The sequence below is a fragment of the Paenibacillus harenae genome, from assembly GCF_030812415.1.
Lineage (GTDB): Bacteria > Bacillota > Bacilli > Paenibacillales > Paenibacillaceae > Pristimantibacillus > Pristimantibacillus harenae_A.
In genome coordinates, this window is record NZ_JAUSST010000002.1 from 74,101 (window position 1) to 88,782 (window position 14,682).

The 14,682-nt window shown below is 47.6% G+C and carries 11 protein-coding genes; all 11 read left to right on the forward strand.

Features of this window, described 5'->3' with window-relative positions; genetic code table 11:
• Positions 1-34 precede the first annotated feature (34 nt).
• The 11 genes from J2T14_RS05645 (at position 35) to J2T14_RS05695 (ending at position 14,679) form a co-directional block, all read left to right on the forward strand.
• Positions 35-3,043 (forward strand): efflux RND transporter permease subunit, encoded by a 3,009-nt coding sequence (locus J2T14_RS05645; protein ID WP_307468751.1) that lies wholly within the window; start codon positions 35-37, stop codon positions 3,041-3,043.
• A 34-nt stretch (positions 3,044-3,077) separates the two neighbouring features.
• Entirely contained in the window at positions 3,078-3,677 is a 600-nt protein-coding gene (gene loaP, locus J2T14_RS05650) for an antiterminator LoaP (protein ID WP_307468754.1), read from the forward strand.
• Positions 3,670-4,446, forward strand: a complete 777-nt coding sequence (locus J2T14_RS05655) for a 4'-phosphopantetheinyl transferase family protein (RefSeq protein ID WP_307468757.1) — start codon at positions 3,670-3,672, stop codon at positions 4,444-4,446. Before loaP ends, J2T14_RS05655 begins: the two co-directional genes overlap by 8 nt.
• 66 nt (positions 4,447-4,512) lie before the next feature.
• Positions 4,513-7,797 carry an ACP S-malonyltransferase gene (gene fabD, locus J2T14_RS05660; RefSeq protein ID WP_307468760.1) on the forward strand — a complete coding sequence of 1,095 codons (3,285 nt, stop codon included), beginning with the start codon at positions 4,513-4,515 and terminating at the stop codon, positions 7,795-7,797.
• 30 nt (positions 7,798-7,827) lie between these two features.
• A complete protein-coding gene (locus tag J2T14_RS05665; protein WP_307207332.1) occupies positions 7,828-8,079 on the forward strand; it encodes an acyl carrier protein in 252 nt (83 codons plus the stop codon).
• Between the two features lie 7 nt (positions 8,080-8,086).
• Positions 8,087-9,379 (forward strand): beta-ketoacyl synthase N-terminal-like domain-containing protein, encoded by a 1,293-nt coding sequence (locus J2T14_RS05670; protein WP_307468762.1) that lies wholly within the window; start codon positions 8,087-8,089, stop codon positions 9,377-9,379.
• Positions 9,370-10,602 (forward strand): hydroxymethylglutaryl-CoA synthase family protein, encoded by a 1,233-nt coding sequence (locus tag J2T14_RS05675; RefSeq protein ID WP_307468766.1) that lies wholly within the window; start codon positions 9,370-9,372, stop codon positions 10,600-10,602. Before J2T14_RS05670 ends, J2T14_RS05675 begins: the two co-directional genes overlap by 10 nt.
• Before the next feature lie 45 nt (positions 10,603-10,647).
• Positions 10,648-11,373: an enoyl-CoA hydratase-related protein gene (locus tag J2T14_RS05680; RefSeq protein WP_307470374.1), complete on the forward strand. Its 726-nt coding sequence runs from the start codon at positions 10,648-10,650 to the stop codon at positions 11,371-11,373.
• A gap of 22 nt (positions 11,374-11,395) precedes the next feature.
• A complete protein-coding gene (locus tag J2T14_RS05685; RefSeq protein ID WP_307468769.1) occupies positions 11,396-12,085 on the forward strand; it encodes an ABC transporter ATP-binding protein in 690 nt (229 codons plus the stop codon).
• Positions 12,082-13,338: an ABC transporter permease gene (locus J2T14_RS05690; RefSeq protein WP_307468771.1), complete on the forward strand. Its 1,257-nt coding sequence runs from the start codon at positions 12,082-12,084 to the stop codon at positions 13,336-13,338. Before J2T14_RS05685 ends, J2T14_RS05690 begins: the two co-directional genes overlap by 4 nt.
• 15 nt (positions 13,339-13,353) lie before the next feature.
• A complete protein-coding gene (locus tag J2T14_RS05695; protein WP_307468776.1) occupies positions 13,354-14,679 on the forward strand; it encodes an ABC transporter permease in 1,326 nt (441 codons plus the stop codon).
• Positions 14,680-14,682: the final 3 nt, after the last annotated feature.

The following is a 14,682-nucleotide window of genomic DNA, read 5'->3' on the forward strand; positions in this document are numbered from 1 at the left end:
TAAATTTGAAATAAAGAGGGGAAATAGGGACTCAATGGAACTATTGACTAAATGGGCTTTTAAAAACAAGTTGGCTATTGTAGTGCTCGTTATTCTTAGCATCATTCTTGGAGTTGTAAGTTACGTAAGCATTCCAATGAGCTATATGCCTAATGCCGGCGAAACGACGATCTCCGTAACGACAATCAGCCCTACAATGGATGCAAAGACCATCACTTCCAATGTAACCGAGCCGGTTGAAGAGCGATTGGCAACCTTAGAAGGCAAGGTTTCGGTTGTTTCCACAACCGGAGACGGATTTTCTCAGATTATTGTTTCATACATAGCGGGTACAGATATGAAGTCGGCCAAAGAGGAAATAGAGAGCAAGATCGCAGCTATCCAATTACCTCAAGGCGTTTATCCGCCAGTCATAGCTCACTTGACTACGGACATGATCCCCGTTGTAGGTGTAGGCTTGGCCTTCCCTGAAGGGAATACCGAGGAGAATCTGGATTGGCTGCAAACTGAAATTATTCCCGTTTACCAAGGGATAAGCGGCATTGCCGGCATTCAGATCTTCGGAATGAACCAGCAGCAGGTCCTGCTGCAGCTGGATACGGTTAAAATGAACGAGCTGGGTGTACCCATACAGGCGGTAACCGGGGTGCTGCAAGGGAAAACGAACGTCATGAGTACAGGTAACTTTACCATCGACGGCAAGACCAGCTCTATACAAGTCGTTGGTGAAATAGCCGACCTGACCGAAATGAATGATTGGGTAATCACACCTGAAGTGAAGCTTGGAGATATTGCGAGCGTCGAATTGAGCAAAGACGAAAATGCCATGACACGAGTGAACGGGAAAGAAAGCATAGCTTTATCCTTTACCAAAAATTCAAGTTCGAACACCGTTACCCTTAGTAAGGATATAGCTGAGAAGACAGACGAGCTTGTGAAAAAATTCGATTCCAGACTGGAAGCGTCCATCTACTTTAATTCAGCAACCTTTGTTGAGAACTCCGTAGGCGGTATGGTGAAGGAAGTGCTCTTAGGCGCTCTATTTGCAACCTTGATCATACTACTGTTCTTGCGTAATTGGAGAACAACGCTTATTGCAATCGTCAGCATCCCGCTTTCTTTGTGCATGACGGTATACCTGCTGGCGCAATCGGGTATTTCGCTCAACATTATGACCCTTGGCGGGGTAGCCGTTGCCGTAGGGCGGTTGGTAGACGATAGTATCGTTGTTATTGAAAATATATACCGTCATATTCAGAAACGAGGCGCTTCTCTTCAGGTCGTATCGGATGCTGTAAGGGAAGTGGCATCTGCCATTACGTCATCCACGTTTACGACGATTGCTGTTTTCTTGCCTATTGGGTTAGTAGCAAGCTTAAAGGAACTCATTCTTCCATTTGCGCTTACTGTCGTCTATTCCCTGCTTGCTTCCTTGATCGTTGCTGTTACTGTTGTGCCTTTGATGAGCATGGGATTATTGAAAAAGGTAAAAATGGTTGAGCATAAATCTTCAACTCGATATATAAGCGCTTTGAAATGGTCTCTAAATCATAAAATTATCGTCATTCTGACTGCGGCCGTTTTATTTTTCGGATCGATCGGAGTTTATGCGGTACTTCCGAAAGGCGTAGCCAATACATCGGACTCTACGATGATCAATGTTTCCTTCTCCTTGCCTGGCGACACGCCGGCTGCGCAAGTAAGGGAAAGCGTAACGCAATTAGAAAGTTTCATCATGGCGCAGCCTGGGACGAAGAACGTTTACTTTACACTGGGAAGCAATTTGGAAAACGCTCAAAACGGAGATGTATCAAGTCTCACTTCGGTGTCTTACATGGTGTCCCTAAAGGAAAATGCAGATGCAAACCAGTTAATGGACAGTATTCGGACGCAGCAAGAAGTATTTCAACAAGCGACATTAGACATTACGGTAGGACTCCCGGGCATGAATTCGGGATCGGTCATTACGCTTGATCTATTAGGCAACAATCTGGATGACTTGGACCAAGCAGCGTCTCTCGTGCTTGATTCGATGAAGTCGATTGAAGGCGTTGAGAAAGCAACCTCCAATCAAGAGGAGAAGAAACCAAACTTCGAAGTCCGAGTGGATACGAGCGTGGCGAATGCCAGCGATATTGGCGCTCAACTTGCACTAATGCTTAATCGCAGCCCAATAGGAATGGTCAATTCGGGCGGTGAGAATTATACGCTCCTGCTGGAAGCTGTGCAAAATCCGGAAACCGAGTCGGATATTTTGAATTTGCCGATTATGACAAGCCAAGGCGTCGCGAAGCTTGAGTCCTTGGCCGAAATTCGCAAAACCGAAGAATCCACCATGATTTTCCACAAAGACGGTAAAGATTTTGTGCGCGTCAGCGTTCAAGTGGAGCCTAGCAAAGTCGGCGATGTTAATCAGGAGATTAAGACGAAAGCAGACGGCCTGAGTCTACCGGAAAGTGTGACGCTCGTCATTGGCGGAGCGGGTGCTCAGCAGTCAAGCGATTTCAATAGCCTATTCATGACGATGCTGACATCGATAGGCATTGTATTCTTAATCTTGATTCTAACCTTCAAAAATTTCCGTGCGCCTTTTGCCATTTTGTTCTCGCTTCCTTTAGCCGCCATCGGTGCTGTTTTGGGATTGGCCATATCAAAAATTCCAGTGGATACGACAACTCTCGTAGGCGCTTTGATGCTCATTGGTATCGTTGTTACGAACGCTATTGTTCTGCTGGACAGAATTAAACAAAATGAATTTTCAATGACGGTTCGAGAATCGATTATGGAAGCAGGAGCAACAAGGCTTCGTCCGATTCTGATGACTGCTCTTGCTACCGTCGCCGCTATGACCCCGCTCCTATTCTCCAATCCGGAGGATGGAAATATTGTATCGAAGAGCTTATCCATTGTCGTGATCGGCGGACTGGTGATAGCGACTTTCCTTACGGTGTTCGTGGTGCCGGTTGTTTACGAGCTGTTTTATTTTAGAAAAGGCAAACAAGTCAGCAGAGATGATTCCATACAACAAGAAATCCAAGCCTAATTGTTCTATTATTTTTTGGGGGGATTGAGTTGAATTGAGTTGGTATGCATTAAGTGTAAAGAGTGGAGAGGAACATGTAGCGAAAAGATGGATTGAGAAGCATATCGGAGAAGAAAGCATGTATTGCATGATTCCCAAAAGATTGGTTCCCGAGAGGAAGCATGGAATCATGGTAAATGTCGAAAGAGCATTGTTTCCGGGATATGTTTTCATCGAAACGAAAATGTCGTTCTCTACTTATTATAAGCTGAAAGAAAATCCGTATCTTTTAAAGTTCTTAAACTATCTGAACAATAGAGACAAACATTGCCATCGTTTAATGAATGTAAGCAGCAGAGGCGAAGCCGCGTATGCCGAAGAGGATTATTTCAAGAGAATACCTGCGGATGAGATTTCAACCGTTCTTCTGCTGCTGAATGATCAGGACATGATCGATTATTCGAAAATATGTATTCAAGATATGGGTGTTATTGTTCAATCCGGCCCTTTGAAAGGGCTGGAGCGTCACATTAAGAAGATTGATAAGCATAAGAGAAGAGCTAAAGTTCTACTATCGCTAATGGGAACGGAAAAATTAATAGACTTTGGCATTGAGATTATTTCCGAGAACAGAAGCGGAGCGCTTCATGCTTAGCTTCCCGCATTGTTGGATGGATAAAATCACTTTACAGCATCCAAGAGGCGCTTATCAGGCTGCCATTAGCCTATGCCGGTTGATGCCCGATGCCAGCGTCACTGCTGCTGCGCACCTGCATCCAAAGGAACGGCAATATTTCGACAGCCTGCAATTCGAGCGGCGGATCCATAGTTATTTGCTTGGAAGAATAACGGCAAAGACCGCAGCGGCGAGACTAACGGGGATCAGCACGCTTAGCTCGATTCGTATAAGCAGCGGCGTCTTTGATCAACCCATTCTAACTGTTCCCGGATATTCAAACCTTGGGATTACACTGTCGCATACCGGAAACTATTGCAGCGCATTAGCATTTCCGGAGGAACATCCAATGGGCGTGGATATCGAAGAATCGAACTTACGGAATGCATCTGTTGTGAAAGAACAGCTTACCGAGTCGGAGTGCGAATTAATGCAATCCATGCCCGGCACTTATGAAGAGCGATTGGTTATGTTTTGGAGCGCAAAAGAGGCACTATCCAAAATTCTTAAAACGGGTTTGACCACGCCTATGTCTATTTTTGAAATTCATCGCGCAGCATGGAAGGATGATGCGGTCATTGTCGAGTTCAGACATTTCATGCAGTACAAAGCCATTTTGATTATCATTGATGGTTATGTATTCGCGCTCGCTCTGCCTCGTCTTTCGGAGCTGGATTATAGGATTGCCGATTTGAAAAGTCGCTTGAAAAGCTTAACGTCAGTTAATGTCGTGACAAACACTTTATAGATTGGATTTTATTCAGCGGATTGCTGATAGAATTCCAGTCTATTTTTCTGTCGAGGTGGAAATGAAATGAAACAGCCGATCGTCTTTATGTTCTCTGGTCAAGGCTCTCAATACTATAATATGGCCGTACGGCTGTTCGAAGCCGAATCGGAATTCCGACAGAGACTCGAAAGAATGGATGAAATAGCATTCGATCGAACGGGTCAATCCGTACTTAAAAAGCTGTATGATCCATCGAAACGGTTCGGCGACGCATTTGACCTTACTCGTTGGACTCATCCGGCCATTTTTATGGTTGAGGTTGCGTTGGCAGAAATGATTCGTTCTCGCGGATTTGTACCTAGTGCGGTAATTGGAACATCTCTCGGTGAATATGCGGCCGCTGCGATAGCCGGCGTACTGCCTGTCGAGGAATTGCTGGAGCTTGTCGTCCAACAAGCGCATTTGCTTGAGGAGCATAGTCCGCCGGGGAAGATGATCGCCATTATGTCAGATCCGAGTCTGTATGCTAACGTGCCGGAATTAGTTCAACATAGTGAATTGGCAGCGATCAATTATGATAATCACTTTGTAGTTTCTTGCCGCAAAGAAGCCTTGTCCTTGATAGAAAACGCGCTTCGCAACCGAGAGGTTACCTATCAGGCTTTGCCGGTTTCCCATGGCTTTCATTCCAGCGGAATAGATGGAATAGAGCAGCCTTTTCTTGATCTGCTGCAGAAGAAAAGGTTTCTTCAACCAACGGTGAAGCTGTATTCCTGTGTAAGCGGGTCATTGATGAAGGACCTATCGGGCTCGTACTTGTGGGATGCAGTTCGACAACCGATTCGTTTTCCAGAGGCTTTGAGTCTCTTGCAGAAGGAAGTTCCGAATGCTTTGTTTTTGGACCTTGGTCAGAACGGCACTCTTGCAAGCTTTCTGAAGCATCTATCACCTGAAGACGTTCATACGACAGCTATTCCAATCGTTACGCCATTTCATCAGGAGATCAAGCAGTTTGAACTTATTTCTAGTATTTATAAGAAACAAACGATAGTCGAAAGGGAGGAAAAGCAAATGATAGCATATGTATTCCCTGGTCAGGGCTCACAGACGAAAGGCATGGGTGAAGGCCTATTCGAGGAATTTCCGGAGCTCACGGCAAAGGCCGATGCGATACTCGGTTACTCCATCAAAGAGTTGTGTCTGAACGATCCTAATGAGGTATTGGGCCAAACGCAGTTTACGCAGCCTGCGCTTTATGTCGTCAGTGCGCTTAGCTATCTGAAGAAGCTGAAGGAGGATGGACGGAAACCAGACTTTGTTGCCGGGCATTCACTGGGGGAGTACAATGCGTTGTTTGCAGCGGGAGCGTTCGATTTCGAGACGGGGCTGAAGCTCGTCCAGAAGCGCGGCGCTTTGATGAGTACGGCAAAAGGGGGCGGAATGGCCGCTGTCATCGGGCTTACCGAAGAGAAGATTGCCGAAGTGCTGCATGAGAATGGACTAGAGAGCAAGATCCAGATCGCTAATTTCAACTCGCCTTCTCAAATCGTCATCGCCGGCCTTCAAGACGATGTACGGGATGCCGCGCCGTTCTTTGAACAATCCGGCGTGAGAATGTATGTCCCTTTAAAGGTTAGCGGTGCGTTTCACTCCAAGTATATGGAAGCCGCCAAGCAAGAGTTTGCCGCGTTTGTCCATACGATGCCATTCAGTGAATTGTCTATTCCTGTTATTTCGAATATTCATGCACGGCCTTATAAGCAAGAAGAGGTTCGTGCTAACCTGATCCAACAAATAACGAACTCTGTTAGATGGACGGAAACCATTCGCTACCTGATGGGCAAAAAGGTGGAGGAATTCGTAGAACTGGGTCCTGGCAAGGTGCTTGCCGGGCTTATTCGAACAATCCAGCGTGAAGCGGAGCCGCTTATTATTAATGATGCGGAGACGATCATCGAAGAAGCCAAGGCGGAAACAGCCGCAGCGGCTCCTACAGCGGTTCGTTCAGCGGTTGCTCCAATTACAGCAGCCATGCTAGGCGATGCGCAATTCAAAGCGGATTACCGATTAAAGTACGCCTATGCGGCAGGTTCAATGCATAATGGGATCTCCTCGGCAGCGTTTGTAGTAAGAATGGCTCGCGCCGGCATGTTGGGTTTTATCGGCTCAGCGGGGCTTCCATTAGACGAAACGCGAGCCATGATCCGCAGCGTACAGCGTGAACTTGCGAATGGTGAAACGTTCGGCGTTAACGTCGCTTATACGATGAGCCGGCTTGAGGATCAAGATCAATTGATCGACCTGCTGCTTGCCGAGCAAGTGAGGCTGATCGAAGCATCTGGTTTTCTGACCATCACTCCAGCGTTGGTACGTTACCGTATGAGAGGACTTAAGCGAAAAGAGAACGGCAGCATTGCCATTGAAAACCGCATATTCGCAAAGGTTACTCGTCCGGAGGTAGCGGAGATATTCCTGTCGCCCGCTCCGGAACGCATTGTTGATAAGCTCCTCCAAGAGCGTCAAATAACAGAGCAAGAGGCGGAATTACTTCGCCAGGTGCCAATGGCGGATGAGTTGATTGCATCGGGAGACGGAGGCGGCAGTACGGATCAGGCTTCACTGCTGGCGCTGCTTCCGACTATTCGTCGTCAGCGTGATCAATCCGCTGCCCATTACGGTTATACCTATCCAATTCGCGTAGGTGCGGCTGGCGGCATCGGCACTCCGGAAGCGGCTTTGGCAGCATTGATGATGGGAGCGGACTTCCTTGTAACGGGTTCTATCAATCTTGCAACTTTGGAAGCTGATATCAGCCAAGCGGTAAAGGATTTGCTCATTGAAGCCAATGTGCAGGATACCGCGTATGCGCCGGACGAAAGCATGTTCGAAATCGGCGGGAAAGTGCAGGTGCTGAAGAAAGGACTGTTCTTCCCAGCGCGAGCCAGCAAGCTGCATGATCTCTATCGCCAGCATGATTCTTGGAGTGAATTGGATGACAAGATAAAAGTACAGCTGGAAGACAAGTACTTTAAATGTTCATTCCAAGAAGCCTATGAAACGGCCAATAAGGTGTATCCCGCACAAGAAATACAGAAGGCTGAACGCAATCCCAAGAGCAAGCTGGCACTTGTGTTCCGCTGGTATCTTCACCAAGCGGCCGAACTTGCCCGGAAGGGACAAGCCGACGGGAAGGTGAATTATCAAATCTGGTGCGGACCGGCGCTTGGCGCGTTTAATCAATGGGTGAAGGGCACCGAGCTGGAGCATTGGCGCAATCGCCATGCGGATTCGATCGGTGAATTGCTATTGAAAGAAACAGCCCAATTAGTGTCGGAGCGTTTGCGCCAATTTGGTGAAATACAAAGTTAATTTATATAAAAAAAGGTGGTCTATACTCACATGACGGAAGAAAAAGTATTTGAAATCGTAAAGGAAAGCATTGGAGAAATCCTGTTTGACCTCGATCTCTCGCTTGTACAGCCTCAGCACAGTTTGAAGGAGCTTGGCGCGAATTCAATTGATCGGATGGAAATAACAGTGAGGGCGATGGAGATGCTGAGCTTGAAAATCCCGCTTGTCGAATTTGGAAAAGTAAGCAATATTCAAGGATTAGTCGATATTTTGCTAACGCAGAAGAAAGCAGCCGGGTAACTAGCCGATGGGAATTCGATCGAGATCAAGCGTCATTACAGGTATGGGAGTAATTAACGCAATTGCCGATGGAATACCGGAGTTTGCCGCGTCTCTTCGAGCCGGGAAAAGCGGTATTGGGTTTTTGAATCATCCGCCGGAGCATGTGCCCGTAAGGATCGGCGCGGAAATTAAGGATTGGAAGTACATAGAGGCTCTCAACAGCATACATGGTCTTAGCGATGAGCTGCGCCAGCGAACCAAAAAAAGCTCCTTGCGATCGCCGTTTCCGGTTCAAGTCAGCGTATATTCGGCACTGCAGGCTTGGCGGATGGCGGAATTGGAGACGAAGCCGGCAGAACCTGAAAGAATCGGCCTTGTGATAGCGGGCAGCAACCTTTCGCAACACTATATATACCGTCAGAACGAGCGTTTTCGAGAATCGCCGGAATATTTGCCGCCAAGCTATGCTTTGCATTTCATGGACACGGATCATCTTGGTACGATCAGCGAAATATTGAACATTCAAGGAGAAGGCTTCACGGTTGGAGGTGCCTCTGCATCTGGCAATATTGGCCTTATCAAGGGAGCGCAGCTCGTTCAATACGGCCTTGTGGATGTCTGTTTGGTAGTCGGGGCAGTTGCTGATCTATCTCCAATGGAGTGGCAAGGCTTTCATGCGATCGGGGCAATGGGCGGCAAACGGTTTGCCAACGACCCTTCTTTGTCTTGCAGACCATTCGATCGGCAGCATGAAGGATTCATTTATGGTCAAGGCAGTGCATGTCTCGTGCTTGAATCCAGTGAATCCGCGGCTCGGAGAGGTGTTCGCAGCGTTGCTGAATATTTAGGTGGGGGCATTGTGCTTGATGCCAATCGGCTGTCCGACCCTACGGAGAAGGGAGAGGCGAAAGCCATGAATATCGCCCTCCAGCAGAGCGGAATAGAACCGAAAGATATCGATTATATATCTGCCCACGGCACGTCGTCGCCCCTCGGTGACGATACGGAGATTATGGCAATCCGCCAAGTGTTTAGGGAGTATACGCCCCAAATATGGATCAACTCTACCAAATCCTTGACCGGACACTGTATCTATGCGGCAGGAATGACAGAAGCGGTTGCCACGGTCATTCAAATGCAGGAAGGATTCGTTCATCCGAATTTGAATTTGGAGCAGCCCATCGATGATGAATGCCGCTTCGTCGGAAAGAGGTCCATGGACACGGAGCTGAATATGGCAATGAGTAATTCATTCGGTTTCGGCGGAATTAATTCATCCATTGTATTGAAAAAGGGAGAGAGAACGGAATGGCAGTAGGAATCGAAGCAATGAATCTATACGGCGGCTCCATGTTTGTCGATGTCCGCAGCATTTTCGAAGGGAGAGGGCTTGATCTTGACCGCTTCGACAACCTGATGATGGTACGCAAAGCGATGGTGCTGCCCTGCGAAGATCCGGTAACCAATGCCGTCAATGCGGCAAAGCCGATACTGGATCGGTTGTCAGAGGAAGAGAAAAACTCGATCGAGCTGCTCATAACGGCTACTGAATCAGGAATAGACTTTGGTAAATCATTAAGCACCTATGTTCATGAATATCTTGGATTAAGCCGTCATTGCCGTCTCTTTGAAGTGAAGCAAGCTTGTTACGGCGGGACTGCGGCCTTCCAGATGGCAGCTAATTTCGTTGCATCGCAAGCATCGCCGGGGGCCAAGGCTCTCGTTATCGCAACCGATGTATCGCGTACGACGGAACGGATGAGCTACGCGGAGCCATCGCAAGGCGAGGGAGCCGTCGCCATGCTCGTCAGCGACCGTCCACAGCTTTTTGAACTGGACTTTGGCGCCAATGGGCTGTATTCCTACGAGGTATTCGATACATGCCGGCCTCGCCCGGATGTGGAACTGGGCGATCCGGATCTATCCTTGCTCTCTTACCTGGAATGCTTAGAAAATACGTATCGAAACTATACGGAAAAAGTCGAAGGCGCAGATTTTCTAGAGACCTTCGATTACTTGGCGTTCCATACGCCTTTTGCCGGAATGGTTAAGGGCGCTCATCGGAAGATGATGCGGCAGCTGTACAAAATGGGCGGACGGGAAATCGAAGCCGATTTCCAAAAACGCGTTGCACCGTCATTGAAGTACTGTGAAGAAGTAGGCAATGTCTATGCCGCAACCGTATATTTTGCGCTGAGCGGGCTTATCGATCACGCGCCGATTGACGAAGAAATGCGAATTGGTATATTTTCTTACGGTTCAGGGTGTTCATCCGAATTTTTCAGCGGCGTTGTAAGTCCAGAAGCAAAAAAGGCGCTCTCTCGAATGCGAATTAAGGAGCAGCTTGACGCTCGTTATTCTCTGTCATTCGAGGAATACGACAAGCTGATCGATATGAACAAGGAATGGACATTCGGCATTCAGGACAAGGCCGTTGATTTATCCGGCTGTCAGACGATGTACGATCACGCGATGGCAGGTAAGAGACGATTGATTTTGAAGCAAATAAAAGACTTCCATAGAGAATACGTCTGGAGCTAGGTGATGGAGAACTGTGTATTAAAGTCGCCCCTATCAAAAGGCGTTATGCGTTTGACTTTCAACAGAAAGTCTCACCGCAACGCCATTAACAGTCAATTGCTTCATGAGTTGAATGAAGCTCTAGACGAGGCGGAGCGTGATTCCGCTTGCTCCATTGTCATACTGGAAGGGCAGGACGGCGTGTTTTGTACAGGCATGGATTTGAAAGAAGCGATGTATTTCGATGATCAAACAGCTCTTAATCCGATGTCGGAGCAGTATATGAGGACGTTGAAACGGTTTGCGAGCACACGCCTTATCATTATCGCTTCGGTAGATGGGCAAGTCATTGCAGGCGGAGTTGGGTTTTGCGCAGCAAGCGATCTCGTCATTGCCACCCCGCGCTCGCAGTTCTCATTGTCGGAAGCGATATGGGGACTTCTGCCCGCGATGGTGCTGCCGTATTTGATCCGGCGGACAGGCTTTCAACCTGCCTACAGGATGACCTTGACGACCATGGCGCTGACGGCGGAAGAAGCTCGCCTTGTCCGTCTTGTCGATGAGCTGGACGAACAGCCTGAACGGTGGATTCGGAAATGGAGTCAATCGCTGGAGCGTGTTACCCCGTCTACCGTAGGTCATATAAAAGGATATTTTCGTAAGATAGGGATGATTACCGACGAGATGGAGCGTCTAGCCGTGGAGGAAATCTCACGACTGGTCACACTGCCAGAAGTGAAAAGCAACATTGAGAACTTTCTAGAACATCAGAGGTTTCCGTGGAATAAATAAATGATGGAATAGGGGAGATTTTATGTCAACCGTGATCTTGCAGGAGGTTTCCAAAAGCTATGAACTGGGTAGAACGAGCGTTCCGGCCTTGCGCGGAATAGACTTAGAGATTCAAGAGGGTGAATTCGTTACAATGGCTGGTGCTTCCGGCAGCGGTAAATCGACGCTTTTAAACCTGATCGGATGCCTTGACGTTCCGACGACGGGTGAGGTTTGGATTGGTGATACACTGGTTTCCGACCTTGACGATAAACAACTGAATGAAACTCGACTGCGCCAAATCGGATTTATTTTTCAATCCTTTAACCTTATACCCGTTCTGAACGTTTACGAAAACGTTGAGCTTCCATTATTAATCATGAAGGAAGTTTCCAAGAAAGAACGCAAAAAGCGAATCGACTATTTTCTAAATGCGGTCGGCCTTTCCTCATTTGCGGATCGCAAACCATCCGAGCTTTCCGGAGGCCAGCGCCAGCGTGTAGCTGTTGCGCGCGCGCTTGTCACCAAACCTCGTATTGTACTGGCGGATGAGCCTACGGCGAATCTGGATTCGAAGACGGGTATCGAAATCATAGAATTGATGCAGCAAATTAACAAACGCGAGAAAACGACGTTTATTTTCTCCACCCATGATCCGAAGGTGATGCAGCGCGCCAACCGTATCTTCCACTTAGTAGACGGCAAGATCGAGAAAGTGGAGAACATCCGATGAACATATTCAAACTATCGAGAAAGAACGTATTTGAATCTTGGAGACGCTCCATGTCGCTGGGAACGTTTATTTTTTTAGCGACCTTTCTGCTGCTTTTTTTTACAAGCTTTATTTCTACCATGCAGAACGACCTCAATCAGGCGATATCTAATTCGCTGTCCGGCGATATCCAGCTTCGCCAAGGCGGCACAACAGAAGGCGATATGCTGTCCTTGAAGGGGAAGTGGGGACAGATGGCTTATCTGGAGCAGAAGACAGTGGCGACCATCGAAACGCTATTAAACGAGAACGACAACATGGAGAGCTATACGAAACGTATTCGCAATGACGCGATGCTCTCGAAGGGATCAACAAAGCAGCACTCCATGGTCATTGGGCTGGATCCAAGCCTCGAAGCGTATAAGAAGGCGTTCATTTTAACCGAAGGCAGCTACTTGAATCCTAACCGTACCGATGAAGTGCTGTTACCTAAAAATTATGCGGACAAGCTGGGCGTTAAAGTGGGCGACAGCGTCGATCTGATTGCTGCAACAAAGGATAATAAAGAGGTTACGGTAAGCTTCATCGTTGCAGGAACGGGTCAAGTCGATCGGCTTGCTTCCTTTTCTTTTTATCCGGTATATACCTCTTTGCAAGGCTCGCAAGCGCTGACCGGCTTTCGAGCCGGCGAGATGACGGACATTATTGTGTACGCCGACAAAGGCAAATCAGACAAGCTGTCAAATGAGCTCCAAGCGGCGCTCTCGACGAAAGGTTTGGACAGCAATGCGGTCAAAGTGAGCACGTTGAGTGAAATGGGAGGATTTTTAAACAGTATCATTTCCATTTATGTGGGCATTCTTTATGCCTTTATCGGCATCCTTCTTGTCATAATGGCCATTCTGATTATCAACCTTATATTTATGATGGGGCTTGAGCGGCGATCGGAGATTGGAACGCTGCGTGCGATCGGCTACTCCCGCAATCGGATTGTAATGATTTTTCTTGGAGAAATTTTCATTATAACAACCATCTTTTTTGTCATTGGCTTGATTATAGGCATCGCTTTGATTTTGCTTCTGTCTCAATTAGGCATTCCGCTTGGCGCGCCGCTTGATCTTGTGCTCGGCAAAGTGTTTAACATTCAATTTGATTGGTCGCAAGTATTGATGGTATTCATGATTATTTATGGATTTGCATTAGTATCATCCTTGTATCCCTCCATCAAATCGGCATCGGTTAAACCTGCTGAGACGCTTCGCGAGGGTTCATAGAGAGGGGGAAGCAAGTTGATTACAAAAATCGCCATTCGAAATATAATTGCAAACCGCAGGCGCTCGTTTCTTATAGGGTTCGTGATCTTTGTGGCGGCGTTCCTGCTGCTCATCGCCAATGCGTTCGTCAACGGTGTCGGTTTTCAAGTGAACAAAGCCTATTCGCAGTTGCAAGCGGGTGATGTAATCGTCGGCTGGGAGAGCTTGGAGAAGATGGAGAAGACGGATGCAACGCGTCTTTTGTTCATGGGGGCGAACTCCTTCGATGTGAAGAAGGAAACGGAAAACCGTCAAACCATGGACGTGCTCAAAGGCTTCTTAGATCAAAACCAACAAAAAATCGAGTCTTATTACCCTACGGTACGCCGCAATGCGGGACTGGAAGTCGGCAATATGAGCGATGCGCAGTTTTCAGTGTTCGGTTTAACGCCGGAATTGCGCGATCGGCTTCAACAATCAAAAACAGTTTCGATGCAGGAGGGACAGCTGCTTTCCGATCTTCCCCGCTCCATTGCCGTCTCGCAAGAAAAGGCGCTAAGCTACAGCCTAAAGCTCGGCGATAAGGTCAATCTGAATGTCATAACGCCTGCGGGTGAAGTGCGTGCAGAACAATTCACGGTTAGAGGGATATACAACAACGGAGCAGGCTGGGACAACTGGTACGGCTTCACGTCGGACCAAGATGCACGCAAGCTGTTTCAGTATGAGAACGGATATTTTGATATCGTCAAAATTTATCTTAATGACGCTGGCGAAAGCAAAAAATTCGCCAAGCAGTTGAATGCTGCATTGGGAGACGGCGTGCTGTACGCCGAGACAGGCCAATCGGCATCTCTCCTATATCCGACGATGTCGATGGCATTGAAGGGCTTATTCAATTTGTTCATCATGTTCCTTATTATTGTCATCGCCATCGGAATGCGCTCTGCAATCCGCATGAATCTTTATCAACGCATGCAGGAATTCGGCACGCTGCGTGCGATTGGGTACAGCCGCACCCAATGCTTCGGCATCATATTTAATGAAGCATTTTTCTTGTCCATAGGTGCTCTCATAGCTGCATTTGTACCTGCTCTCCTGTTTAATATGATCTTTAGCACGAATGGCATCTATCTTGGTCCGGGTCCGATGAGCTACTTTGGAGGCGAATATTTGTATCCTGATATGCAAATAGCGGACGTGGCTTTAGCTTTAGGGGTCTTGGCCGTCTTCTCGCTCATTGCAACCATGAACCCTGGACTTAGCCTGGTGTATCAGACGATTACCGATATTATGAACAAACGTCAGCGTCCTGTGAAAGTCATGCGTACGTTGTACCGCAATGTGTTCAGGAGGGGTTAATTA